The sequence below is a fragment of the Nocardia sp. NPDC051929 genome, from assembly GCF_044548645.1.
GTDB lineage: Bacteria > Actinomycetota > Actinomycetes > Mycobacteriales > Mycobacteriaceae > Nocardia > Nocardia sichangensis.
Genome location: NZ_JBIUCG010000001.1, coordinates 393,974 through 416,031, shown reverse-complemented (window position 1 = coordinate 416,031; position 22,058 = coordinate 393,974). Strand labels below are relative to the sequence as shown.

Sequence of the window (22,058 nt, the reverse complement as noted above, 5' to 3'; positions counted from 1 at the left end):
ATCTCCTCTGCGGTCGGCCGGCGATCCCGTCAGCGCTGCGCGCGACCGGCCGAGGTGCTCGGTCGTTCGGCCGTATCAGCGGGTCGGTCCGGTGTGGCACGCGACTCGCTCTCGCTCGGGCCGGTCGTGCTCGATGTGGCCGTGGTCGTCGAGCGCGATCTCCCGGCAGGCTTCGATCCCGCGGCGCTCGATTCGGGTGCGTCTGATGTCGTGCCGCTTTGTTCGGTTTTCGTCGCGGCCGCGACGCCGCGTCTCGGCGTACTCGTCGTCGCGGTGTCCTGATCCGGTGCTTGCGCTGCCGCGTTGTTCCGGCTCGTTGCCGCCGCCCCGGCGCCTCGCACTCCCGGTGACGCCGTGGCCGCGTCGGGTCCGGGTGTTCGCGTGGGCAGCCGGGCGGCGACCCGGAACCCGCCGCTGGGGCGCGGGCCCGCGGTGAGGGCGCCGCCGAGGGCGTGCGTGCGCTCGCGCATGCCGATGATGCCGTTGCCGCCGCCGTTGCCGGAGCGCGACGGGGCACTGGTCGGGCGGCTGTTGTCGACGGTGATGTCGACCGAGTCCGCGGTGTAGCGCACGGTCACCGTTGCGTCGGCGCCGGGTGCGTGCCGGAGCACGTTGGTCAGCGACTCCTGGATGATTCGCGCCGCTGCCACGTCGATGACGCTGGGCAATTGCTGTGGGGTGCCGAGCACTCGCGTGGTGACGGTCAATCCGGTGCTGCGCGGGCGCTGCAACAGGTCGTCCAAATCGCCGATGCTCGGCGCGGGGGTACGCGGGGCGGGTGGCGGCTCGGCCTCGGTTGTGCGGCCGGTCTCCTCGGCGTTCGCCTCTTCTGTGGGCGATTGCTCGCTGGGCGTCGCGGGTGCGCTTCCGGACCGAATCGTGTGCAGGAGCGCGTGCACCTCGGCGAGGGCGTCGCGACTGGCGTTCTTGATCGCCGTGAGCGCCGTCTCCGCTTGCTCCGGGCGCTTGTCGAGCAGTTCCAGCGCCACCGAGGACTGCACGTTGATCATCGACAGACTGTGCGCCAGCACGTCGTGCAACTCGCGGGCGATGGCGAGCCGCTCTTCGCTGGCCCGCCGCTCACGCTGCGCTTCCTCGTCCCGGCGCGCGGCCTCGGCGCGCTGCCCGCGCGCGACGAGCACGGCCTTGCGCTGCCGGATGCCCTCGGCCACCAGCAGCAGCACGGCCAGCCACGCCATCAGCGCGAACACCTGCCACAGGTTCGCGGGGCGGTCGAGCAGTGCGGGCAGCGGCCAGACCAGCGCCAGGTACCCGAGCGGGACGAGCGGATAAGTCCACCATCGTGATCCGCTGCTCGCGGCGGTCAAGAAGGCGACGACCAATGAGACGAAGATCGGGCCGTATCCGTAGCCTCGCAGGAAGTACGCCAGGCACACGGCGAGCACGACGATCAGCACGGGCAGCGGCTGCGCGCGGCGCCGGATCAGCGCCACCGGGCCGGCGAGCAACAGCAGGTAACCGAGCGCGTCGAGGGAGTGCACTCCGGTCTGCCGCATGTTCGCGAAAGTGCCTCCGACCAACTGAACCGCGGCGACGACGAGCGCGACGCCCCAATCCCAGCCGACCGAACTCCGATCTGTCATCCCTGCCACCCGCACCCACGTAGCCTATGCGGCTCGGTCGTGATTCGACGTCCGCCTGGAAACGTATTTCGCGGGAATTGCACCGATTCGGGTGTTCGCAGACCATGTAAGCGGTTCCGCACCAGCTGATCCGACACTGGCCACGGATCGATCCGTCGTTCCAGCTACGTATGCGGATCGTCGCCCGGCGACGGATGTCCGCAGGGGGTCGGCGGCGGATTCTCGGTGCATGGCAGATTCGATCGTGGTCACCCGAGGGCTGACCAAACGCTACGGGGAGCACACCGCTGTCGACGACGTGAGCATGAGCGTCGCGTACGGCGAGATCTATGGCTTCCTCGGCCCGAACGGTGCGGGCAAGACCACCACCCTGCGGATGCTGGCCGGGCTGATCCGTCCGAGCGAGGGTACGGCCACCGTCGCGGGGCATCGGCCCGGCGATCCAGCGGTGGTGCGCCGGATCGGCGTGCTCATCGAGGGTCCCGGGTTCTATCCCTACCTTTCCGGCCGGGACAACCTGCGCGTGCTCGCCGAATATCGCGGGCTCGGGCGCCCGGAGGTGGAGGACGCGCTCGAGCGAGTCGGGCTGGCGGGCCGCGCCGAGGACAAGTACCGGACCTACTCACTGGGCATGAAACAGCGCCTCGGCGTGGGCGCGGCATTGCTGGGCAACCCCGACCTGCTCATCCTGGACGAGCCGACCAACGGCCTCGACCCCGCCGGTATGGCCGAAATGCGGGAGCTGATCACCGCTTTGGCCGCAGAGGGGCGCACGGTGCTGCTGTCGAGTCACATGCTCAGCGAAGTCCAGGCGATCTGCGACCGGGTCGGCGTGATCTCGCAGGGCACGCTGCGCACCGAAGCGACGGTCGCGCAGTTGCGCGGCAACTCGTCGCTGGTGGTGCGGGCCGAGCCGGTGGAGGTGGCCCTGCCCGCGGTGCGCGGGCTGGTGGGTGGACGTTCGGCGCTGTTGACCGCGAGCGGCATCCGGATCGAGTCGGACACCGTCACCGCGCCCGCCGTGGCGCGTGCGGTCGTGGCGGCGGGCGCGGACCTACTGGAGTTGCGGGTCGAGGAGAAGTCCCTGGAAGAAGTGTTCTTCGAGATGACGCGATGGGAGGCGGCGCGATGAACGGCATGGCGATCCGGGACCTGATCGCGAGCACGAATGCCGAGATGCTGCGGCTGCGAAAGTGGCCGGCATTCTGGATCGTTCTCGGAACCTGGATTCTGCTGAACCTCACGTTCGCGTATCTGTTCAACTATCTTGCCTACACCTCCGGGGGATCGAGCCGGATGTCCAACGGGCTGCCGCGCGAGGCATTGCTGCGACAGATGCTGCCCGCGGCGGTTCCCGAAGTATTCACCCAAGGCATGGCCATGTTCGGCGGCGCGCTGATGCTCGTCCTCGGCGCGCTGACCGTGGGTAGCGGATACGGCTGGGGAACCTGGAAAACCGTTTACACCCAAGGGCCTTCGCGCGTGCAAGCGGTCGCCGCGGTGGTGGTGAGTCTCGCGACCGTGGTGGTGGCGCTGGTGTGTGCGGCATTCGTCGTCGACATCGCGGTCGCCGCGCTGATCGCGGCGTCCCAGTCGCAGGCGCTCACCATGCCCGCACTGGATCGGTCGCTCCTCGGAATTTCCACCGGCGTGGCCATCCTCGGTATGTGGACGTTGGCGGGGGCGCTGATCGGCGCGATCGCCCGTGGGCCCGGGCTCGCGGTCGGCCTCGGCCTGGTCTGGGTGCTGGTGGTGGAGAACCTGTTGCGCGGCGTGGCCGGGATCTTCGCGCCGATCGAGGTGGTCACCGATCATCTGCCCGGCACGGCGGCCGGGTCGCTGGCCGGAGCGATGCGCACCGTGGACGGTCCCGCCACGCCCGGTGTGCTGCAGATTCTTTCGCCGACGGAATCGCTGGTCGTGCTGGCCGTCTATTCGGTGCTGTTCGCGGTCGGCACGGTTTGGCTGATGCGCAGACGCGATCTGGTGTGAGCGACGAGGGGTATCGAAACCGGTGGTTGTCCACCGCCGGTTTCGTTTTCGGTTAGATCACCCGGCACCGAGAACGGTTTCGGCGATCATTCGCAGCGCGTGGGCGATCTGTCCGGGGGTCAAGCCGCGCTCACGTTGTTGCCGGTAGACCTCCGCTGCCAGCGGCGCGAGCAGCGGGTCGACCAATGCGTCCGGTTCGTGCATGCCCGCCGCGACCAGCAGTCCTCGTACATGCGCGTACCAGAAGCCGTAAGCACCGGTCGTGAAGCGTGCGCCGCCGATCTCGGCGCCCAGCACCAGATGCGCGTGTGTGTCGAGCAATTCGACCATCGCGGCGTAGAACGCGGCCAGCCGCTGTGCGGGGGGAGCTCCGGGGCCGAGCGGCGGAGGACCGGAAAGCAGTTTCTCTTGCAACGCTCGTTCGTGTTCGTCCAGCAGGGCCACCGCCACCGAGTTGGTGTCCGGATAACGCCGGTAGAGGGTGCCTCGGCCGACGCGGGCGGCCTTCGCGATGTCGTCCATCGTCACCGTGCGGGGATCTCGGGCGGCGAACAACTCCGCGGCGGCGGCGAGCACTTTGGCCCGGTTGCGTGCGGCGTCCGCGCGTTCCGGCGGGGTCGCCGACCGGCCCGGCCCGTGACCGGCGAGCAGGTCGGATCGGGGTTCCATGCCCGTGACTGTAGCCGATTCGGCGATAAGTGGACAATATGTCCAGATTCACCGTATCGTCGATCCCGGAAGAAATCGGACGCTATGTCCACTTAATCGGAGGTCGGTCATGAGAACCTTGTTGCATCTGGATGCCAGCGCCCGGCGACGGTCGATCAGCCGGGAATTGAGCGCCGCCTTCGCGGACGCGTGGCGCGCACGGTACCCGGACGGCGGCTACCACTACCGTGACCTCGCGGCCGAGCCGGTGCCGTTCATCGGGGAGGGGTGGACTCAGCTGTGCGACGCTGTGCTCACCCTGCCGAACACGGATGTCGAACGTATCGGTGAATTGGTGCGCACTCCCGAACATGCCGCCGCGTGGGAGATCGTCGAGCCCCTGCTGGCCGAGTTGCTTGCGGCGGATGTGATCCTGATCGGCACCCCGATGTACAACTACTCGATTCCGGCTTCGCTCAAGGCCTGGCTGGACCAGGTGACATTTCCGCGAATGTCGCTCGGCCACCGAAAGTTCGTCGTGACCAGCGCACGCGGCGGCGCGTACTCGCCCGGTGCTCCGAAAGCGGCCTACGACTATCAAGAGCGCTTCCTGCGCGACTTCTTCGCGGGCCATTTCGCGGTTTCCGACACCGTTTTCGTGCACGCGGAACTAGCCAATTCCCGCCAGGACCCAGCGCTGGCACACCTGCGTGCCGAGCACGACACGTCCTACGTCCGCGCTCTGGCCGCCGCGCGCGCTCTGGCCGGGGAGCACTGACGTGAACTGGGTAGTCCTCGCCGCCGCCGGAGTGGTGGAAATCGTCTGGTCGCAGAGCATCAAACCGACCGAGAACTTCACCAGGCTCGTCCCGACCCTGATCTGCTTCGTTCTCGGCGTCACCGCCGTGTATCTGCTGTCGCGCGCCATGCAGACGTTGCCGGTGGGCACCGCCTACGCCGTGTTCACCGGCATCGGCGCGCTCGGCGCGATCACCCTCGGCATCGTCGTCCACAAGGACCCGCTCGGTGCGGGGCGCTTGCTGGCCCTGGCGTTGATCCTCGGCGGCATCGTGCTGGCGAGGATCACGAATCCGGAGTAGAACTCCGCGCGGATTCGTTTGGCGCGCCGCTGCTTTACCGCGCGGCGCGCGTGCACGGGGCGTCGGGCGAACCCGATCGGCGAACAGGGGGGCCGGGACGAATCGGCCGGGGTAGGTTCGTGCTGAATCGTGAAACGATCATCGGCGAAAGGACCGTGATGCCCACACGTACCGCGCGTACCGCCTGGACCGGCACCCTGCAGGAGGGTTCGGGCCAGGTCGAACTGGCCAGTTCGGGGGTCGGTAAGTACGACGTGTCGTTCCCCAAGCGCTCCGCCGAGGAGGCCGACGGCACCACCAGCCCGGAGGAACTGATCGCGGCCGCGCACTCCTCGTGCTACGCGATGGCGCTGTCGGCGCAGATCGGCAACGCGGGCGGCACCCCGGACAGCCTGGACGTCACCGCCGACGTGACCCTCGGCCCCGATCCGGCGGGCGGCTTTCGGATCACCGGGATCAAGCTGACCGTTCGCGGTCGCGTCTCCGGCATCGACGCCGACGCCTTCCAGGCCGCCGCCGAAGCCGCCAAGGCGGGCTGCCCCGTCAGCAAGGCCCTCGCCGGCGTCGACCACATCACCCTCGACGCCGCACTCGCGTAGTCCGCGCGGGCTTCGTGCCCCGCACCGTGACAAGGTGCGGGGCACGAAACCGTTGGGGGCAGTCAGCGTTCGCGGAAGTAGCGCCGGGCGTGGCGGGTGTAGAGAGCCGGGATGGCGATCAGCACGGCTGTGACGTGCACGGTGCGGAACGTCGCGAGCAGCAAGGACGCGGGTGCGGCGTCCCGGACCAGATCGCGCAATTGGTTCGCGGACATGGCCGCGGCCAGCGGCTCGATGATCAGGGACAGCAGGCCGAACACGCCGATGCCGACGGTGATCAGCAGGCGTGCCCAGCGGTCGCCGTAGGTCATGCGCACCGCGACGGCCAGCACCAGAAGGTAGAGCGCCGCGCGGAACCCCAGCCCCGTCGCGAGGCTCGCCGGGTCGGCAGTCGAGAAGGCGCGGACGGCTCGCGTGATCGCCTCGGCGCCACCCGCGACCAACGCGACGACCAGCGCGACGAACGCGACGCGGACGGCGCGCGGCGGTCCACCCGGGTGGACACGCGGCGAAGCGGGCCAGACGGAAAAGGCAGTGCCGGTCATGGGACCGACACTGCCTGAAGGTTTCCGGACGCGAATCAATCCCCGGTAGCGGCGGCTACCGGTACCCGGGTATCGGTACGAGTCGCGAACTCGGTGAGCGCCGCGAAACCGAGAGCAAGGCAGGCCCACAGGGTCGCGGTCTCGGCCAGCGACGCCACCCGGAACTGCCACAGCAGGGTGGCCGGGAAATCCGCGCTCACCTCGTTCACGCCGGGCAGCAGGACGTAGCCGAGGGTGGTGACCAGTACGAACGCGGCGACGCCACCGATCAGCCGGAAAGTGGGCAATTGCGCGCGCAGCGCGGTGAACGCCGCCACCGCCGCACCGACCGCCACGATGCCGAGCACGACGGCCGCCACCCACAGCAGGGTGCGTTCGTTGATGGTGTCCGGGTCGCCCACCGCCGGTGGGTTGGCCGGGTACTTGAAGAAAGGCACCGCGACGATCGCGGCCCAACCGGCCACACCGAGCGTCAGCGCGAGCCGCGGCCCGGACAGCGTGGTGTGGCGCCGCGCGAAATGCGCGACCGAGGCGTAGATGGCGCCGAGAGCGAGACCAGCCAACCCCAGGGCGAGAAACTGTCCGAACTTCTGGCCGCCGCGGCTCACCAGCGGTTCTTCCTCGTCACCGTGGGAATGCCCGCCAGGAGATTCGGCGTGCTCGCCGTGAGAGTGCCCGTCAGCGGCTCCGGCGTGTTCGCTGTGCGCTTCCTCGATGGCGATGGCCGCTTCCACCTTGGGTTCGCCGACGAAATAACCGACTGTGGCGGCCAGCAGCCCGGCGATCAGACCGGCCAGCAGGCCGCGCAACAGCAGTGTTCGGAGTGAACCGATCAGTGGCACGGAAGCCCCAGCAGGTGGCGTCCGTCGTGCATCAGCTCATGCAGATACATCCCGCTGCGCGAGATGACGCCCTGGTCGAAACCGACCAGGTACAGCGTGAGCAGTGCGAGAAGAACGACACCGACCGTGACGAGCACGGTGGCCAGGGAATCGGTTGCCCGGCTGGGTGAATGCGCGATGGCCATTCGAGTCCTCCTTGGGATACGCGTCCCGTAGGGTGGTGGCGCGACGGTGCCGGTGTCTGGCTTTCCGGCACCGGACTCGGTGCGTGGAACACAGTGGCGCGACCGCTCCGGAATCGCACCGGAATTACCGCGTCACCCTCGCGTTTGTCCTTCGAACTGTGACACCCGCACACCCCCGGCGTCAACCGGGTCCGGCACGGGCGTACCACGGCGTCGGGCGAGTCGCCGGGCAGGCGGGCCTGCCCGGCGGTGGGCCTCGGACTCAGTCGGCGGGCTTCGCGTCCACGTCGAGCACGACCTCGAACTCGAGCAGCGACGCACCGGTCGAGACCGGCTTCTGCCGCTCGCCCGCGTGCGCCTCGCGCGCAGGTCCGTCCCGCCACGCCGCGAAGGACTCTTCCGAATCCCATTGGGTGACCACGAAATACCGCTTCTCTCCGGCCACCGGGCGCAGCAGCTGGAAGCCGAGGAAGCCGGGGGAGTTCTCGACCGCGTGCGCACGGTGGGCGAACCGCTTCTCCAGCTCGGGGCCCGCGCCCTCGGGAACCTCGATCGCGTTGATCTTCACAACAGCCATGTGTCCAAGCTAGCGGCTGATGCCGAGCAGATGCTCGGTGCCTCGTATTGTCGAACCGATGTTGCACGACGAAGGCGGAGCAGGCGCGCCGATCCTGCTGTTGCACGGCCTGATGGGCAGCGCGCGCACCTGGCGCGATCAGCTGGACTGGCTGCGCGAGCACGGCCACGTCTACACCTTCGACGCCGCCGGGCACGGCAGGCCCGCACCCGAGAGATTGACGACCGAGGCCTTCATCGCGGACCTCGCCACGGGCACCGCCGCGATCGCGGAACCGATGGTGGTGATCGGGCATTCGATGGGTGCGCTGCACGGCTGGGTGTTCGCGGCGACTCACCCCGACCGGGTGCGGGCGCTGGTGATCGAGGACATCGCGCCGGATTTCACCGGCCGCACCGCGACGCACTGGGCGGCGATGATCGAGGCCTGGCCGCAGCCATTCCCTGACGACGAAGCCGTACTGTCCTTCTTCGGGCCGGTCGCCGGGCGATATTTCCTGAACTCTTTCGAACGCGGGCCGGAGGGATACCGGCTGCACGGGTCGGTCACCACTTTCCGCGATATCTCCGAGGAGTGGGGGACGCGGGATTTCTGGCAGCACTGGCATGCGGTGCGAGTGCCCGCCCTGCTGCTGGAGGGCGAGCACAGCATCACACCGCCGGGGCAGATGCGGCAGATGGCCGCCGACCATCCGGGCGCCGACTATGTCTTGGTGCCCCGTGCGGGACACCTCGTGCACGACGACCAACCGGAGCGCTACCGAGCGGAGGTCGAGCGCTTCCTGCGGCGGGTCCTTGGCAGCTAGGGCAGGAGTCCATCTCGGCGTTCAGCTGTCGGCCCCAGAGTCCCGCCCTCGCCCGCCAATGCGAACAACCCGCCGGGTGTTTGTTCGATCAGTCCGTCCACCAGCAGCGAGTCCAACGCGCGGTCGCGCTGGCCCGGGTCGCGAGTCCAGGCCAGATCCAGGCGCACCCGCTCCACCGGGCCGCTCGCGGCGCGCAGCACGTCCAACAGCCGACCGCGCGCTTGGCGATCGGTGCCCTCGTACTTCTGCGTGCGGCGGACCACTTCGCTCACCGGTCGCCCGGCGGTGACCCACGCGCAGCTCGGCAGCGGGCAGCGCGAGCAATCGGGGGTGCGGGCGGTGCACACGGTCGCACCCAGTTCCATGAGGGCGGCGGAGAACACCGCGGCCCGATCGATCCGCAGCGGCAGCAGCGCCTCGGTCTCGGGGAGATCGCGCGACGACGGGTTGCCCGCTTCCGCGCGCCCGTGCACCGCCCTGGCAACCACCCGGCGGACGTTCGTGTCCACCACCGGAACGCGTTGTCCGTAGGCGAAACAGGCGACGGCGCGCGCGGTGTACGCGCCGATGCCCGGTAGCCCGAGCAGTACCTCCACGTCGGCGGGCACCTCGTCGCCGTGCTCGCTCGCCAGCACCCTCGCGCACTCGTGCAGCCGCAGCGCACGGCGCGGGTACCCGAGCTTGCCCCAGGCACGCAGCACTTCCGCCTGCGACGAGGCGGCCATCGCCGAAGGGACCGGCCAGCGCGCCACCCATTCCCGCCAGATCGGCTCGACCCGGACCACGGGCGTTTGCTGAAGCATGATCTCGCTCATCAGGATCTGCCACGCCGTGACGCCGGGGTGGCGCCACGGCAGATCCCGGGCGGTCTCCTGGTACCAGTCCAGCAACGTGTCGGCGTCGATGCCGTTCGGTGCGCCGTTCCGCACTGTCCTCACCATCCCCGTACTACTGCCGCCAGACGGTATTTGCCCGCCTGTAACCGGCCGAACTCGCTGGTAACCGTAACTGTCCTGCACAATGGTCGGTATGCCGGATTCCAACCCGATCAGTGCCTGGAAGTCCCTGCGCGAAGGCAACGAGCGCTTCGTCAGCGGTGCGCTGCTGCATCCTAGCCAGGGCGCCGCAGACCGGGCCAAACTCGTCAGCGGCCAGCACCCGCACGCGATCCTGTTCGGTTGCGGTGACTCCAGGGTCGCCGCCGAATTGATCTTCGACCAGGGCCTCGGCGACATGTTCGTGGTGCGTACCGCGGGCCATGTGGTCGACAGCTCGGTGCTCGGCTCGATCGAGTACGGGGTGCAGGTGCTCAACGTGCCGCTCATCGTAGTGCTCGGGCACGACAGCTGCGGAGCCGTGAAGGCCACTATCGACGCGCTCGACGGCGGCGAGGTGCCCGGCGGATTCATCCGCAGCGTGGTCGAGCGGGTCGCGCCGTCCATCCTGGTCGGACGGCGCGAAGGCCTGTCCACCGTCGACGAGATGGAGGCCAGGCACGTGGTGGAGACCAGCCGCCTGCTCATGCAGCGGTCGATGATCATCTCGCAGCGGGTCGCGACCGGTGAGTGCGCCATCGCCTGCGTGACCTACAAACTGGCCGAGGGCAAAGTGCAGTTGCACCGGGTTGTCGGCAACATCGGCGAGGTGGTCTGAGGCTGCCGCGCGCCCGCCATCGCCCCAGCGTGCCGGCGGAATGTACTCGTCGCCCTCGGGTGCGGGCGGCCGACACGCCGTGCCCCTGAGACGATGCGCCCGATGGTGCCCTTACCGTTGAGGCGTGCTGGAACCGAATGGACCGCTGCCACCGGAGATCTACTGGCGTCGACGCGTGTTCGCCATCGGGATCCTGGTGGTGGCCCTGGCGCTGGTGATCTGGGTCGTGCTCGCGGTCGCGCGTGGCGGCGACTCGCCCGGTGACACCGCGGCCGCCGGGACCAGCTCGGTCGTGACCAAGTCCGCCGACGCGGCGGCCAAGCCGTCGGGCGAGTCCGGCGCGCCGAAGTCCTCCGCGGCGGCAACCAGCGTCGCGGCAGGCCCGTGCCCGGACCAATCGCTGGCGATCAAGGTGACCGTCGAGCAGCCCACCTACAAGACGGGCGAGCAGCCGGTGTTCGGGATCGTCATCACCAACATCTCGGCGATGGCCTGCACCCGCGATATGGGTTCCGGTCTGCAACAGGTGTCGGTGCACACGCTCGACGGCCAGCGGCGCCTGTGGTCGAGCACCGACTGCTACCCGGACGGCCAGCCCGACATCCGCACGATGAGCCGCGGCGAGCAGGCCGCGTTCACGGTGACCTGGTCGGGCACCACATCCCAGCCCAACTGCGCGGGCGAACGCGTCCAAGTCCCACCGGGTGCGTACAGCGTTGTCGCGCAATTGGGTTCGGTACGCAGCATGGCCGAGCCGTTCAACATCGCTTGAGAGGGTAGGTCAGCTGGCGGCCTCCTCAGGGGCGGCGCGTAGTTTGCGCAGGCCCGCTATGCGGATGGCGGAGCGGAGGTCGGTGACCTCGTGAATCTTCATGGTGCTTTTCACCGGGGCGAGGCCGGGGGGTACCAGGGCGGTGGTGAAGCCGAGGCGTTCGGCTTCGGCCAGTCTGCGGTTGAGGCCGGTTACCTTGCGGACCTCACCGGCCAGTCCGACCTCACCGAGGATCACCCAGCCCGGGGGGATCGGGACGTCGGACTCGGCGCTGGCGATGGCGAGCGCGATGGCCAGGTCGGCGGACGGCTCGACCAGGCGCATGCCGCCGACCGTCGCGGCGTAGACGTCGCTCTTGCCGAGGAACACCCGGCCGCGGCTCTGCAGGACGGCCAGCACCATGGCGACCCGGTTGTAGTCCAGACCGCTCACCGCGCGGCGCGGCTGCGGAATCTCGGTCTTCACGGTCAGGCCCTGCACCTCGCCGACCAGCGGACGCTTGCCGTCCATCGCGACAGTCACCGCCGTGCCCGGCACGGAATCCGTTCGATGGTGCAGGAACAGGCCGGACGGGTCGTCGACACAGGCGATGCCGTCCTCGTGCAGCTCGAAGCAGCCCACCTCGTCGGCGCTGCCGAAGCGGTTCTTGATGCCGCGCACCATGCGTAACGTGGAGTTCTTGTCGCCTTCGAACTGGAGGACCACGTCGACCAGGTGCTCGAGCGTGCGCGGGCCCGCGACGTTGCCGTCCTTGGTGACGTGCCCGACCAGCAGCACCGCGATCCCGCTCGCCTTGGCCAGCGAGGTCAGCGCGGCGGTCACCTCGCGCACCTGGGTGACGCCGCCGATCACGCCGTCCACCTCCGGGGCGAGCATGGTCTGCACCGAGTCGACCACCAGAAGCGTCGGCCGCACCTGCTCGACGTGTCCCAGCACGATCGACAGGTCCGATTCCGCCGCCAGATAGACCCGGTCGTGCACCGCGCCGGTGCGATCGGCCCGCAGCCGGACCTGCCCCGCCGACTCCTCGGCGGTGACGTACAGCGACTTCTCGTCGCGCTGAGCCGCCCAGCGATGCGCCACCTCGAGCAGCAGCGTCGACTTGCCCACCCCGGGCTCGCCGGACAGCAACACCACCGATCCCGGCACCACCCCGCCGCCGAGCACGCGGTCCAACTCGGTGACGCCCGTCGGCCGCGCTCTGGTGACCTTGGAATCGATCTGCGAAATCGGCGCGGCCGCGGTGCTCGGCAACATCGCCTTGCGCCCAGGAGACCCGACCGCACCTGCCGCGGCGACTACTTCGTCGACGGTGCCCCAAGCCCCGCATTCGGGGCACTTGCCCACCCATTTGGCGACTTCATGCGAACAGGCGGAGCAGCGGAAGGTCGGCTTGGTCTTTGCCACACCGGCACCATACGCACCAGGGCCGACAGTGTCTGATTTCCAGCGTCTGCGCCGCGAACACGCAGCGCCGCAGGCGCTGCGAATCAGACACAGCCTCAGTGACCGCCGGTGTGCTCGGCTTCGGCCGGGCCCGACTTGTCGGACTCGTGGCGCTCGGTGTGCTGGCCCGCGTCGACCGGGACCTGGACCTGGACGGTGCCGTTCTGCTTGAAGTTGAACGAGACGTTGTAGGTCAGGCCGGGGGCGATGTCCTTGGTCAGGCCGGTGATCTCGATCAGGATCGGGTTGGCCTCCGGGTCCTCGGTGGCCGGGGACCCGTGCGACTCGGCGGTGGTGGTCGGCGCGGCGGAGCGCGGCGCTGAGGTGGGCGCACCGGCGCTCGTGGTCGGCGCGGCGCTGGTGGTGGTCGACGCGGCCTCGCGCTTGACCGGCTGGCTCGCCGCGACGACGGTCTGCTGCGGGGCGAGTTCGACGACCGACTTGCCGGAGGCGGGGGTGATCTTGACGGTGCCGAGGTCGGTCGTGATGCTGGTCAGCTCGTCGGGGACGGACTCGCCGTTGTTGATGATGGACAGCGCGATGAGCGCCTTGCCGCCCTTGGCGTTGTTGTACGCGGTGCCCTCGGACGGGTACACGATGTGCACGTTGCGCAGCGCGATGCGGCCCACGTCGGCGTGGTTGCCGTTCACGGCGGCGACCTGTTCGGCGGTCTGCGCGATCTGGCCCGCGCCGCAGCCGGACAGCGCGATCGCCGCTCCGGCGGCGAGTGCGGCAACCGTCACCATGCGACGTCGCGCCCCCTTCGGGGCGGTCACAGCTTTCAGGGCAGTCACGGGTTGTCCCTCCATGTCGACCGGGCTCTGGCTCCGCGCGGGAGCGTAGTAACTAGGCAGCGTAGTAGTTCCCTCGAGAGCCCGGGCGCGGGGGCCGGGTCGAACTCGGGGTTCGGCCCGGGCGCATGCGACGGGGCCACGGGGGCGTCCGCGCCGACACCCGGCGTGTCGATAACGGTTCGATCGAACTTCGGAGGTTGCCACGAAGGTGCCGACGCGTGGGCGGCGAGCGGCGCCGACTCCAGCCGGGAGATAACCCGTTCTGGCACAACGTAATGCACACAGCCTGGCATCTGTCAAGCCCCACGGTTGCCTCGTTGTGGCCCTGACCTGCACAGTTGATCGCGCCGTTATCGAGTCGCATGTTAAACTGTGAACATCGAAAGGGGCACGGGACACATGATTTTTAAGGTCGGAGACACCGTCGTTTACCCCCACCACGGAGCGGCGCTGATCGAAGCAATCGAGACTCGCACCATAAAGGGTGAGCAAAAAGAGTATCTGGTCCTGAAGGTCGCCCAAGGCGATCTCACTGTTCGGGTTCCCGCGGAGAACGCCGAATACGTCGGCGTGCGTGACGTCGTGGGTCAGGAGGGTCTCGATCGGGTCTTCCAGGTGCTTCGCGCGCCGCATACGGAGGAGCCGACCAACTGGTCCCGCCGCTACAAGGCCAACCTCGAGAAGCTCGCTTCCGGCGATGTGAACAAGGTGGCCGAGGTCGTCCGCGATCTGTGGCGCCGGGAACAGGACCGCGGCCTGTCCGCGGGTGAGAAGCGCATGCTCGCCAAGGCTCGGCAGATTCTTGTCGGTGAGCTCGCGCTGGCCGAAGGCACCGATGACGGCAAGGCTGAGACCCTGCTCGATGAGGTCCTCGCAGCGGCTTCCTGACCGTGAACACACCTGACAACGGTGTCCGTTCCACCGACGGACCCGTCGTTGCTCTGGTGCCTGCCGCCGGTCGTGGCGTGCGTCTGGGTGAATCCGCACCCAAGGCGTTCGTCCCGGTCGGCGGCACACCCATGGTCCGGCTCGCCGTCGAAGGCTTGATCGCCTCCGGCGCGGTCGAGCGGATCATCGTGATGGTTCCCGCCGAACTCGTCGACAGCGCCGGTGCCCTGCTGCCGCCCACGAATTCGGTCCAGGTGGTCGTCGGCGGCGCCGAACGCATCGACTCGGTGCGGGCGGGTATCGCCGCGGCGCCCGACGCCGCCTACTTTCTGGTGCACGACGCCGCCCGGGCGCTCACGCCGCCCGAGCTCATCGCCCGGGTCGCGGCGGAACTGCGGGCGGGCCGTCCCGCCGTGGTCCCCGGGCTCGCGGTGGCCGACACCATCAAGTCCGTCGACGCGGTCGGCGCGGTGACCGGCACGCCCGACCGCGCCCGGTTGCGCGCGATCCAGACGCCGCAGGGTTTCGCGGCCGACTTGCTGCGCTCCGCCTACGCGCCCGAGGGCATCCAGGCGACCGATGACGCGGGCCTGGTCGAGCGGCTGGGCGTCGCGGTCCACACCATTCCCGGCGATCCGCTCGCCTTCAAGATCACCACTCCACTCGACCTCCGGCTCGCCGACGCGGTGCTCGACGGCGCGGGCATCGGACGGGCGGTGACGCCGTGACCATGCGCGTCGGCATCGGCAGCGACGTCCATCCGATCGAAGCGGGCAGGCCCTGCTGGATGGCCGGTCTCCTGTTCGACGGCGACGACGGCTGCGCGGGCCACTCGGACGGCGACGTCGCCGCGCACGCCCTCTGCGACGCGCTGCTGTCCGCGGCGGGCCTCGGCGATGTCGGCGCGGTATTCGGCACCGGACGCCCCGAATGGGCGGGCGTCTCCGGCGCGGCCATGCTGAAGGAAGTGCGCCGCCTGCTGGACGAGGCGGGCTTCGAGGTGGTCAACGCCGCGGTGCAGGTGATCGGCAATCGCCCCAAGATCGGGCCTCGGCGCGCCGAGGCGCAACAGGTACTCGGCGAGCTGCTCGACGCCCCGGTCTCGGTGTCCGGCACCACCACCGACGGGCTCGGCCTGACCGGTCGCGGCGAGGGCGTCGCCGCCGTGGCGACGGCCTTGCTGCAAGCCTGTCGTTGATCCAGCTCCGACGGACCCGAGCCGGTCCGTGAACGACCTTATACACCAGCTAGGATCGACTGCCGTGACGCTGCGCCTCTTTGACACCGACACGCGGACCGTGCGCGATTTCGCGCCCTTGGTCCCCGGCCGTGCTTCGGTGTACCTCTGTGGCGCTACCGTGCAGGGCGAGCCGCACATCGGCCATGTGCGTAGCGGAGTCGCGTTCGACGTGCTGCGACGCTGGCTGCTCGCGCATGACATCGACGTCTTCTTCATCCGCAACGTCACCGATATCGAGGACAAGATCCTCACCAAGGCCGCCGAGGCGGGCAGGCCGTGGTGGGAGTGGGCCGCCACGCACGAGCGCGCCTTCGATCGCGCCTACGAACGGCTCGGTGTGCTGCCGCCGTCCGCGGAGCCCAGGGCCACCGGCCACATCACGCAGATGGTCGAGATGATGCGGCGGCTGATCGATCGCGGTCACGCCTACGCTTCGGAGGGCAACGTCTACTTCGACGTGGTCAGTTACCCCGATTACGGCAAGCTGTCCGGCCACAAGCTCGACGACGTGCATCAAGGCGAGAGCGCGGGCGAAGGCAAACGCGATCCGCGTGACTTCACCTTGTGGAAGGCGGCCAAGCCGGGCGAGCCGACCTGGCCGTCCCCGTGGGGCCCCGGCCGCCCCGGCTGGCACCTGGAGTGCTCCGCGATGGCCGAGTTCTATCTCGGTGCGGAATTCGACATCCATTGCGGCGGAATGGATCTGGTATTCCCGCACCACGAGAACGAGATCGCCCAGTCGAAGGGCGCCGGTGACGGCTTCGCCAGGTACTGGCTGCACAACGGCTGGGTGACCATGGGCGGGGAGAAGATGTCCAAGTCGCTGGGCAACGTGCTCTCCGTGCCGAACGTGCTGAAGCAGGTGCGGGCCGTCGAACTGCGGTTCTACCTGGGCAGCGCGCACTACCGCTCGATGCTGGAGTACTCGGACAAGGCGCTGCACGACGCGGCGCAGTCCTATCAGCGCATCGAGGCGTTCGTGAACCGGGTGGTGGACCGGGCCGGTGAGATCCCGGTGGGCAAGTGGACCGACGCGTTCGCCGCCGCACTCGACGACGATCTCGCGGTGCCGAAGGCGCTGGCGGAGATCCATCGCGCGGTGCACGAGGGCAACAAGGCGCTGGAGGTCGGCGCGATCGACTCCGCGCGCGACCTGGCGAGCCAGGTGCGCGCCATGCTCGCCATTCTCGGTGTCGACCCGCTCGATCCGCATTGGTACGCCCCGAGCGATTCCTCGGCCGCGCTCGGCGCTCTTGACGTGCTGGTGCGTGCGGAACTCGACCGCCGTCAGGAGGCGCGGGCCGCGAAGGACTGGGCGGCCGCCGACGCCGTGCGCGATCGTCTGCAGTCCGCGGGGATCGAGGTCACCGACACGGCCGGCGGTCCCGAATGGGCGCTCGGTGCGCCGCAACCCGGAAAGGCCAAGTGATGGCAGGCAATTCGCAGCGCCGCGGCGCGGTCCGCAAGAGCGGCAGCAAGAAGGGCGCCGTGGTCGGCTCCGGCGGCAAGCGCAGGCGCGGACTGGAGGGGCGTGGCGCCACCCCGCCCGCCGAGATGCGCACCAAGCATCCCGCCGCCAAGCGCGCGGCCGCGAAAACCAAAGCCGCGCAGGGCCGTCCGTCCGCTCGTGGCGCGGCGGCACGGCCCGCCGGACGCAAGACCGAGGACGGGCCGGAGTTGGTGCTCGGGCGCAACCCGGTGGTCGAGTGCTTGCGTGCCGGCGTGCCCGCGACGGCACTGTACGTCGCGGTCGGCACCGAGAACGACGACCGGCTGACCGAGAGCGTGCGGCTGGCCGCCGACACCGGTATCTCCATCCTGGAGGTGCCGCGCACCGACTTGGATCGGTTGAGCGCCAACGGTTTGCACCAGGGTGTCGCGCTCCAAGTGCCGCCGTATCGCTACGCCCACCCGGACGATCTGCTCGACCGGGTGCGCAATGCCGCCGAGCCCGCGTTGCTGGTGGCGCTGGACAACATCTCCGATCCGCGCAATCTGGGCGCGGTGGTGCGTTCCGTGGCGGCTTTCGGTGGCCACGGCGTCCTGATCCCGCAGCGACGCAGCGCGAGCGTCACCGCGGTGGCCTGGCGCACCAGCGCGGGCGCCGCCGCTCGGCTTCCGGTCGCCCGCGCGACCAATCTCACTCGCACGCTGAAGGATTGGGCGGCTCAGGGCATTCAGGTCGTCGGCTTGGACGCCGGTGGCGATACCACGCTGGACGATTTCGACGGTCGCGAGCCGACCGTGATCGTGGTCGGCTCGGAGGGCAAAGGACTGTCCCGCCTGGTGCGGGAGTCCTGTGACTCGATCTTGTCGATTCCGATGGCGGGCCCGGTGGAATCGTTGAACGCGTCGGTCGCCGCCGGTGTGGTGCTGTCCGAAGTCGCCCGCCAACGCCGCGCCTGAGCACGTTCCCGTGCTGGACTCCCGTTGCCCGGCTCCGGGTGTCCCACGTCGCACTGGCACGCTCCGAGCTGCGGACGGCTCGTAGTTCGCAACGAAAAACGCAGCGCAACAACTGATCTAGCCAGAACATGGGTAGCTCACCGGGCACGCCCAGAACCCGAGTACCACTGAACGCAGGACCTGCCCCCGAATCTCGCGGCTCCCGATCCATACGGCCTAAAAACCCGGAGACGCCGAGGAGCCCAGTAGAATTCGGCTGGTGGTGATACCCAATCAGCCCATTGGCGCGCCGGTCGAGCATCCGAATGCGACGGCGGTGTTGTTTCTCGGCGCGGCGAGCGTCCTCTGCTGCGGAGTGCTGGGGCCGGTGGCGTGGGCGCTGGGACGGCGCGCGCTCGACCAGATCGAGGAATCCGGCGGCGCGTACGGTGGTCGCGCTCAGGTGCTGGTCGGCTACGTCCTCGGCGTCATCGGCACCGTCCTGATGATCGTCTTCGCGCTGCTGTTCCTGTTCATCGTGCTCGGCGGTAATGCTTGAGCGGCGCTGACGGAGGCCCGCGTGGGGCGAAGGGGCGCTACCGCCGGCGGTGACATTCGCGGGGCATCGCACCCAGCCGGGCGAGCCGCCTAGTCCAGACTGGGCCGTTCGCGCCCGGCGGTGTCCCAGGCCGGCCATTCCGTGCTGACGCTGCCCGACCAGCTGGGCTGCCTGCGATCCCGGAACGCGGCCATGGCCTCGCCGCCGTCGATGCTCTTGGTCGCGTGCTGGTTGAGATCGGTTTCCAGTTGACCGACCATGGCCGGGTTCATCCCGAGCCCTTCCCAGAGCAGCCGCTTGGACAGTGCCACCGGTAGCGGCGCCGAGCCGTTCGCGATGTCGTGCGCGACGGCCAGCGCCGTCGGTAGCACCTCGCCCGCGGGTAGCGAGCTGTTGGCCACGCCCATCGCCTTCGCCTCGTCGCCGTCGAAGGTGCGCCCCGTCAGCATGATGTCGGCGGCGTTGGCCATGCCGACCAGCCTGGGTAGCGTCCAGTGCGCGTAGCCGTCGGCCAGCACGCCGCGGCGGACCTGATTCAGCCCGTACACCGCGTCACGTGCCATGTACCGCAGATCGCACTGCAAGGCCAGGGCCAAGCCGATGCCGACCGCGTGGCCGTTGACGGCCGCGATCACCGGTTTGCGCACCCGCCACGGCGGCGGATCGATGGTGGCGCTGACCTCGCCCACCCGATTGGACAGGTCCGCGCCCGCGCAGAACGCGGGCGGGGTGCCGGTGATGATCACGGCACGGATGGCGTCTTCCGAATCGCAGCGCTGCAACGCGGCGCCCAACTCGGCGGCCATCGTGGGGGTGAAGGCGTTCTGCTGGGCGGGCCGGTTGAGCGTGAGCACGGCGACGCCCCGGGAGACGTCGACGTGCAGTTCCGAACTCATGCCACAGGATGTTAGCCGACGCGCGCGGAGCTGACCCGGGGCCGAAAGTCCTCGGCTATCCGCGCAGCACCTTGCGCCCGATGGCGTACTTGTGCACCTCGGTGGGCCCGTCGTAGAGGCGGAAGGCGCGCATGTCCCGGAAGATCATCTCGACAACTGTCTCGTCGCTGATGCCGATGCCGCCGAGCACCTGCACGCAGCGGTCGGCGACCTTGAACAACTCCTCGGACACGAACGATTTGGCGATCGAACTCTCGTGCCGTGCCTTCTCGCCGTTGTCCATCAGCCAGCACGCGTGCCAGATGGTCAGCCTGCACTGGTGCAGGGCGATCTCGTTGTCGGCGAGCATGAACGACACGCCCTCGTGTTCGCCGATCGGCTTGCCGAACGCGGTGCGGGTGCGCGCGTGCTCGACGGCGATGTGCTGGGCGCGTTCGGCCGCGCCGAGCCACCGCATGCAATGGGTCAGGCGGGCGGGGGCGAGCCGGAGCTGGGCGTAGCGCAGCGCCTGGCCCGCCTCGCCGAGCAGCGCTTCCCTGGGCAGAGTCAGGTTGTCGAAGCGGACCACACCGTGCCCGGCGACGTAGTTGCGGTCCATCGTGTTCATCGTGCGTTCGATGACGATGCCGGGTTCCGCGCCGTCGGCCAGGAACAGCGTTGGGCCCTCGGGCAGATGCGGGTTGGCGGCGAGGCGGGCCATGATGATCCAGGTCTTCGCGCCGTTCGCCCCGGTGATCAGCCATTTGCGGCCGTTGATGGTGAAGTTCTCGCCGTCGAAGGCGGCGCTGGTGGCCAGCTGGGCCGGGTCGGAGCCGGCCCCGTCGGGCTCGGTCATGGCGAAGACCGAACGCTGGTGTCCCGCGACCACGGGGGCCAGGTAACGCTGGACCTGGTCGGGATCGGCCACCTTGGACAGCAGGAACATATTGCCCTCGTCGGGCGCCGCGCAGTTCATCGCGACCGGGCCGAGCGTGGACCAGCCCGCCGCCTCGTAGATCACCGCCTGCTCGATGTGGGTCAGTCCGCGTCCGCCGAGCGAATCGGGCGCCTGCACGGTGAGCAGCTTCTCGGCGCGGGCGAGTTCGACGAGTTCCTGCCGCAGCTCGTCGGTCGGTCCGTGCGCGGTCAGGCGCGGGTCGCGCTCGTAGGGGACGATCTTGTCGATGACGAAGCGGCGCACTCGGTCGCGTTCGGCGGCGAGGTCGGCGGGAATCGCGAAGTCGATCATCGTTGGTCACCATTCGTTCGGGGGCGCGATGAGTCGAGCATACGAAAGCTTTCGCCAACGACTGAAGGCGGCTGCCATCAAGTTGGTCGGTTTCCGAGCTAGGCGCTGATCAGCACTGATAGCCGCTGGACTGGCGGTCGCGGCACCGCTCGGCGTTGCGCTCGCCATGAGGTCACCGCCATCACCCGGACGTCGATCGCGAGAACTTTTCGACATGCCGGTGCGGCGTCAGTAGACCGGCGCACGACGCCTTCAGCGGGCGTGCGCGAGTCTGCGGTCACGGGTGCCGAGCAGGCGGCAGGCCAGGTAGATCAGGAACGAGATCGTGGTGACGAAGGTCGAGACGGGGACGCCAGGCGCGAGCGACAGCAGGATGCCGCCAACGGCGGCGATCTCAGCGAACACCACGGCGAGCACGGTCGCTCGAACCGGGTCCGCGGTGAGCTGGGCGGCCGCGGCGGCCGGGGTGATCAGCAGGGCGAGGACCAGCAGCGCGCCGACGATCTGCACCCCGAACGCCGCCGTGATGCCCAGCAGGACGGCGAACACGATGGACAGCGCCCGCACCGGGACACCGCGCGCCACGGCCACTTCCGGGTCGGAACTGGCGAACAGTAGCGGCCGGTAGACGAAGGCCAGCACCGCGATCACTCCGGCGGTGCAGACGGCGAGCAGGCCGAGCCCGTTGTTGCCGACGCTGACCACTTGGCCGGTCAGCAGGGAGAATTTCGATCCCGCGCGATCGGGGCCCAACCACAGGAACAGCACCGAGAGTCCGAGCCCGAACGAGAGCACCACGGCGATCACCGAATCGCGTTCCCGCGCCCGCGCGCCGAGCAGGCCGAACAACACCGCCGCGACCACCGACCCCGCGATGGCCCCCAAACCGACGCCGACACCGGCCAGCAGCGCGGCGGCGGCTCCGGTCAACGAAAGCTCGCTGGTGCCGTGCACTGCGAACGACATCTGCCTGCTGATGATCAGCGGACCGATCACGCCGGACAGCAGCCCCAGCAGGGCCGCCGCGAGCAGCGCCTGCTGGACGAAACCGTAGGACAGCAGGTTCGCCGTGGTGCCGAAGTCGAGCATCTTGCCGAGGACGCTGGAGAGCTTGTCGGTCACGAACGCACTCCGCTCTGCTCGGGATCCGCCGTCGGACGGTCGCCGTCGCCTTGGCCACGCTCCGCCGAAGCGTGGGCCGCCGTCGAACCGTTGCCGTGGATCGGGTGTCCGGACGCCACGTCGCCCGTTGCCGCGTTGCCGTTCGCCGGGCTGGGCGATGTGTCGACCGCGGATGCCA

At 69.2% G+C, this 22,058-nt stretch carries 26 protein-coding genes and 1 riboswitch; of the genes, 14 read left to right on the top strand and 12 right to left on the bottom strand.

The window, feature by feature from the left end; all coding sequences use genetic code 11:
• Nucleotides 1-29 precede the first annotated feature (29 nt).
• Nucleotides 30-1,604 (bottom strand): histidine kinase, encoded by a 1,575-nt coding sequence (locus ACIHAX_RS01750; protein ID WP_397275258.1) that lies wholly within the window; start codon nucleotides 1,602-1,604, stop codon nucleotides 30-32.
• Between the two features lie 229 nt (nucleotides 1,605-1,833).
• Between ACIHAX_RS01750 and ACIHAX_RS01745 the strand changes: the two genes are divergently transcribed.
• Both ACIHAX_RS01745 and ACIHAX_RS01740 read left to right on the top strand, forming a co-directional pair.
• Nucleotides 1,834-2,736 (top strand): ABC transporter ATP-binding protein, encoded by a 903-nt coding sequence (locus ACIHAX_RS01745; protein WP_364436073.1) that lies wholly within the window; start codon nucleotides 1,834-1,836, stop codon nucleotides 2,734-2,736.
• Nucleotides 2,733-3,596: an ABC transporter permease gene (locus ACIHAX_RS01740; RefSeq protein ID WP_397275255.1), complete on the top strand. Its 864-nt coding sequence runs from the start codon at nucleotides 2,733-2,735 to the stop codon at nucleotides 3,594-3,596. Before ACIHAX_RS01745 ends, ACIHAX_RS01740 begins: the two co-directional genes overlap by 4 nt.
• A gap of 57 nt (nucleotides 3,597-3,653) precedes the next feature.
• On the opposite strand, the gene ACIHAX_RS01735 is transcribed toward ACIHAX_RS01740, so the two are convergent.
• Entirely contained in the window at nucleotides 3,654-4,265 is a 612-nt protein-coding gene (locus ACIHAX_RS01735) for a TetR family transcriptional regulator (protein ID WP_364436077.1), read from the bottom strand.
• A 109-nt stretch (nucleotides 4,266-4,374) separates the two neighbouring features.
• Between ACIHAX_RS01735 and ACIHAX_RS01730 the strand changes: the two genes are divergently transcribed.
• The 3 genes from ACIHAX_RS01730 to ACIHAX_RS01720 all read left to right on the top strand — a co-directional run bounded on the left by ACIHAX_RS01730 (nucleotide 4,375) and on the right by ACIHAX_RS01720 (nucleotide 5,943).
• Entirely contained in the window at nucleotides 4,375-5,022 is a 648-nt protein-coding gene (locus ACIHAX_RS01730) for an FMN-dependent NADH-azoreductase (protein WP_397275253.1), read from the top strand.
• Nucleotide 5,023: 1 nt separating this feature from the next.
• Complete coding sequence (locus tag ACIHAX_RS01725) at nucleotides 5,024-5,344, top strand: multidrug efflux SMR transporter (protein ID WP_355081674.1); 321 nt, start codon at nucleotides 5,024-5,026, stop codon at nucleotides 5,342-5,344.
• 158 nt (nucleotides 5,345-5,502) lie between these two features.
• Nucleotides 5,503-5,943: an OsmC family peroxiredoxin gene (locus ACIHAX_RS01720; protein ID WP_355076714.1), complete on the top strand. Its 441-nt coding sequence runs from the start codon at nucleotides 5,503-5,505 to the stop codon at nucleotides 5,941-5,943.
• Between the two features lie 62 nt (nucleotides 5,944-6,005).
• Here the strand turns inward: ACIHAX_RS01720 and ACIHAX_RS01715 are convergent, their stop codons facing one another.
• The 4 genes from ACIHAX_RS01715 to mhuD form a co-directional block, all read right to left on the bottom strand.
• Nucleotides 6,006-6,488 (bottom strand): hypothetical protein, encoded by a 483-nt coding sequence (locus tag ACIHAX_RS01715; RefSeq protein ID WP_364436085.1) that lies wholly within the window; start codon nucleotides 6,486-6,488, stop codon nucleotides 6,006-6,008.
• 35 nt (nucleotides 6,489-6,523) lie between these two features.
• Nucleotides 6,524-7,330 (bottom strand): CbtA family protein, encoded by an 807-nt coding sequence (locus ACIHAX_RS01710; protein WP_364436088.1) that lies wholly within the window; start codon nucleotides 7,328-7,330, stop codon nucleotides 6,524-6,526.
• Nucleotides 7,321-7,515, bottom strand: a complete 195-nt coding sequence (locus tag ACIHAX_RS01705) for a CbtB-domain containing protein (protein ID WP_039794710.1) — start codon at nucleotides 7,513-7,515, stop codon at nucleotides 7,321-7,323. The genes ACIHAX_RS01710 and ACIHAX_RS01705 overlap by 10 nt, the downstream gene beginning before the upstream one ends.
• Before the next feature lie 29 nt (nucleotides 7,516-7,544).
• A riboswitch (cobalamin riboswitch) is annotated at nucleotides 7,545-7,697 on the bottom strand.
• Between the two features lie 80 nt (nucleotides 7,698-7,777).
• Nucleotides 7,778-8,092 carry a mycobilin-forming heme oxygenase MhuD gene (gene mhuD, locus ACIHAX_RS01700; RefSeq protein WP_355076719.1) on the bottom strand — a complete coding sequence of 105 codons (315 nt, stop codon included), beginning with the start codon at nucleotides 8,090-8,092 and terminating at the stop codon, nucleotides 7,778-7,780.
• 58 nt (nucleotides 8,093-8,150) lie between these two features.
• Here mhuD and ACIHAX_RS01695 point away from each other — a divergent pair, with 58 nt between their 5' ends.
• On the top strand, nucleotides 8,151-8,897 hold the full coding sequence (locus tag ACIHAX_RS01695) for an alpha/beta fold hydrolase (RefSeq protein ID WP_397275250.1): 747 nt from the start codon (nucleotides 8,151-8,153) through the stop codon (nucleotides 8,895-8,897).
• Here ACIHAX_RS01695 and ACIHAX_RS01690 read toward each other — a convergent pair.
• A complete protein-coding gene (locus ACIHAX_RS01690; protein WP_397275248.1) occupies nucleotides 8,894-9,838 on the bottom strand; it encodes an A/G-specific adenine glycosylase in 945 nt (314 codons plus the stop codon). The genes ACIHAX_RS01695 and ACIHAX_RS01690 overlap by 4 nt on opposite strands.
• Nucleotides 9,839-9,926: 88 nt before the next feature.
• Here ACIHAX_RS01690 and ACIHAX_RS01685 point away from each other — a divergent pair, with 88 nt between their 5' ends.
• The gene (locus ACIHAX_RS01685) at nucleotides 9,927-10,550 is read left to right on the top strand and encodes a carbonic anhydrase (RefSeq protein ID WP_355076724.1); all 624 of its coding nucleotides are present in this window, start codon (nucleotides 9,927-9,929) and stop codon (nucleotides 10,548-10,550) included.
• A gap of 124 nt (nucleotides 10,551-10,674) precedes the next feature.
• Complete coding sequence (locus tag ACIHAX_RS01680) at nucleotides 10,675-11,322, top strand: hypothetical protein (RefSeq protein ID WP_397275246.1); 648 nt, start codon at nucleotides 10,675-10,677, stop codon at nucleotides 11,320-11,322.
• Between the two features lie 9 nt (nucleotides 11,323-11,331).
• Here ACIHAX_RS01680 and radA read toward each other — a convergent pair whose 3' ends face one another.
• Both radA and ACIHAX_RS01670 read right to left on the bottom strand, forming a co-directional pair.
• Nucleotides 11,332-12,729: a DNA repair protein RadA gene (radA, locus tag ACIHAX_RS01675; RefSeq protein WP_397275244.1), complete on the bottom strand. Its 1,398-nt coding sequence runs from the start codon at nucleotides 12,727-12,729 to the stop codon at nucleotides 11,332-11,334.
• Between the two features lie 95 nt (nucleotides 12,730-12,824).
• Complete coding sequence (locus tag ACIHAX_RS01670) at nucleotides 12,825-13,562, bottom strand: hypothetical protein (RefSeq protein WP_397275242.1); 738 nt, start codon at nucleotides 13,560-13,562, stop codon at nucleotides 12,825-12,827.
• A 399-nt stretch (nucleotides 13,563-13,961) separates the two neighbouring features.
• On the opposite strand from ACIHAX_RS01670, the gene carD reads away from it, so the two are divergent.
• The 6 genes from carD to ACIHAX_RS01640 all read left to right on the top strand — a co-directional run bounded on the left by carD (nucleotide 13,962) and on the right by ACIHAX_RS01640 (nucleotide 18,634).
• Entirely contained in the window at nucleotides 13,962-14,450 is a 489-nt protein-coding gene (carD, locus tag ACIHAX_RS01665; RefSeq protein WP_011206964.1) for an RNA polymerase-binding transcription factor CarD, read from the top strand.
• Nucleotides 14,451-14,452: 2 nt separating this feature from the next.
• On the top strand, nucleotides 14,453-15,178 hold the full coding sequence (ispD, locus tag ACIHAX_RS01660) for a 2-C-methyl-D-erythritol 4-phosphate cytidylyltransferase (protein WP_397275240.1): 726 nt from the start codon (nucleotides 14,453-14,455) through the stop codon (nucleotides 15,176-15,178).
• A 2-nt stretch (nucleotides 15,179-15,180) separates the two neighbouring features.
• The gene (ispF, locus tag ACIHAX_RS01655) at nucleotides 15,181-15,648 is read left to right on the top strand and encodes a 2-C-methyl-D-erythritol 2,4-cyclodiphosphate synthase (protein ID WP_062968866.1); all 468 of its coding nucleotides are present in this window, start codon (nucleotides 15,181-15,183) and stop codon (nucleotides 15,646-15,648) included.
• 64 nt (nucleotides 15,649-15,712) lie between these two features.
• Entirely contained in the window at nucleotides 15,713-17,119 is a 1,407-nt protein-coding gene (cysS, locus tag ACIHAX_RS01650; protein ID WP_397275238.1) for a cysteine--tRNA ligase, read from the top strand.
• Nucleotides 17,119-18,096 (top strand): 23S rRNA (guanosine(2251)-2'-O)-methyltransferase RlmB, encoded by a 978-nt coding sequence (gene rlmB, locus ACIHAX_RS01645; RefSeq protein WP_356963571.1) that lies wholly within the window; start codon nucleotides 17,119-17,121, stop codon nucleotides 18,094-18,096. The genes cysS and rlmB overlap by 1 nt, the downstream gene beginning before the upstream one ends.
• A gap of 259 nt (nucleotides 18,097-18,355) precedes the next feature.
• Complete coding sequence (locus ACIHAX_RS01640; protein ID WP_356963572.1) at nucleotides 18,356-18,634, top strand: DUF4190 domain-containing protein; 279 nt, start codon at nucleotides 18,356-18,358, stop codon at nucleotides 18,632-18,634.
• A gap of 89 nt (nucleotides 18,635-18,723) precedes the next feature.
• On the opposite strand, the gene ACIHAX_RS01635 is transcribed toward ACIHAX_RS01640, so the two are convergent.
• The 3 genes from ACIHAX_RS01635 to ACIHAX_RS01625 form a co-directional block, all read right to left on the bottom strand.
• Nucleotides 18,724-19,530, bottom strand: coding sequence for an enoyl-CoA hydratase-related protein (locus ACIHAX_RS01635; RefSeq protein WP_355076739.1), 807 nt, complete (start codon nucleotides 19,528-19,530; stop codon nucleotides 18,724-18,726).
• A 55-nt stretch (nucleotides 19,531-19,585) separates the two neighbouring features.
• Nucleotides 19,586-20,758, bottom strand: a complete 1,173-nt coding sequence (locus tag ACIHAX_RS01630; protein WP_397275236.1) for an acyl-CoA dehydrogenase family protein — start codon at nucleotides 20,756-20,758, stop codon at nucleotides 19,586-19,588.
• Nucleotides 20,759-21,010: 252 nt separating this feature from the next.
• The gene (locus ACIHAX_RS01625) at nucleotides 21,011-21,880 is read right to left on the bottom strand and encodes a metal ABC transporter permease (protein ID WP_355076743.1); all 870 of its coding nucleotides are present in this window, start codon (nucleotides 21,878-21,880) and stop codon (nucleotides 21,011-21,013) included.
• Between the last annotated feature and the right edge of the window lie 178 nt (nucleotides 21,881-22,058).

Excerpts from the sequence above, each read along its gene's own strand:
- ACIHAX_RS01740 (WP_397275255.1), top strand. The coding sequence starts at position 2,733 with ATGAACGGCATGGCGATCCGGGACCTGATCGCGAGCACGAATGCCGAG.
- ACIHAX_RS01690 (WP_397275248.1), bottom strand. The coding sequence starts at position 9,838 with ATGGTGAGGACAGTGCGGAACGGCGCACCGAACGGCATCGACGCCGAC.
- ACIHAX_RS01630 (WP_397275236.1), bottom strand. The coding sequence starts at position 20,758 with ATGATCGACTTCGCGATTCCCGCCGACCTCGCCGCCGAACGCGACCGA.
- ACIHAX_RS01720 (WP_355076714.1), top strand. The coding sequence starts at position 5,503 with ATGCCCACACGTACCGCGCGTACCGCCTGGACCGGCACCCTGCAGGAG.
- ACIHAX_RS01685 (WP_355076724.1), top strand. The coding sequence starts at position 9,927 with ATGCCGGATTCCAACCCGATCAGTGCCTGGAAGTCCCTGCGCGAAGGC.
- ACIHAX_RS01750 (WP_397275258.1), bottom strand. The coding sequence starts at position 1,604 with ATGACAGATCGGAGTTCGGTCGGCTGGGATTGGGGCGTCGCGCTCGTC.
- carD (WP_011206964.1), top strand. The coding sequence starts at position 13,962 with ATGATTTTTAAGGTCGGAGACACCGTCGTTTACCCCCACCACGGAGCG.
- ispF (WP_062968866.1), top strand. The coding sequence starts at position 15,181 with ATGCGCGTCGGCATCGGCAGCGACGTCCATCCGATCGAAGCGGGCAGG.
- mhuD (WP_355076719.1), bottom strand. The coding sequence starts at position 8,092 with ATGGCTGTTGTGAAGATCAACGCGATCGAGGTTCCCGAGGGCGCGGGC.
- ACIHAX_RS01730 (WP_397275253.1), top strand. The coding sequence starts at position 4,375 with ATGAGAACCTTGTTGCATCTGGATGCCAGCGCCCGGCGACGGTCGATC.
- ACIHAX_RS01715 (WP_364436085.1), bottom strand. The coding sequence starts at position 6,488 with ATGACCGGCACTGCCTTTTCCGTCTGGCCCGCTTCGCCGCGTGTCCAC.
- ACIHAX_RS01735 (WP_364436077.1), bottom strand. The coding sequence starts at position 4,265 with ATGGAACCCCGATCCGACCTGCTCGCCGGTCACGGGCCGGGCCGGTCG.
- rlmB (WP_356963571.1), top strand. The coding sequence starts at position 17,119 with ATGGCAGGCAATTCGCAGCGCCGCGGCGCGGTCCGCAAGAGCGGCAGC.
- ACIHAX_RS01635 (WP_355076739.1), bottom strand. The coding sequence starts at position 19,530 with ATGAGTTCGGAACTGCACGTCGACGTCTCCCGGGGCGTCGCCGTGCTC.
- ACIHAX_RS01695 (WP_397275250.1), top strand. The coding sequence starts at position 8,151 with ATGTTGCACGACGAAGGCGGAGCAGGCGCGCCGATCCTGCTGTTGCAC.
- ACIHAX_RS01705 (WP_039794710.1), bottom strand. The coding sequence starts at position 7,515 with ATGGCCATCGCGCATTCACCCAGCCGGGCAACCGATTCCCTGGCCACC.
- ACIHAX_RS01745 (WP_364436073.1), top strand. The coding sequence starts at position 1,834 with ATGGCAGATTCGATCGTGGTCACCCGAGGGCTGACCAAACGCTACGGG.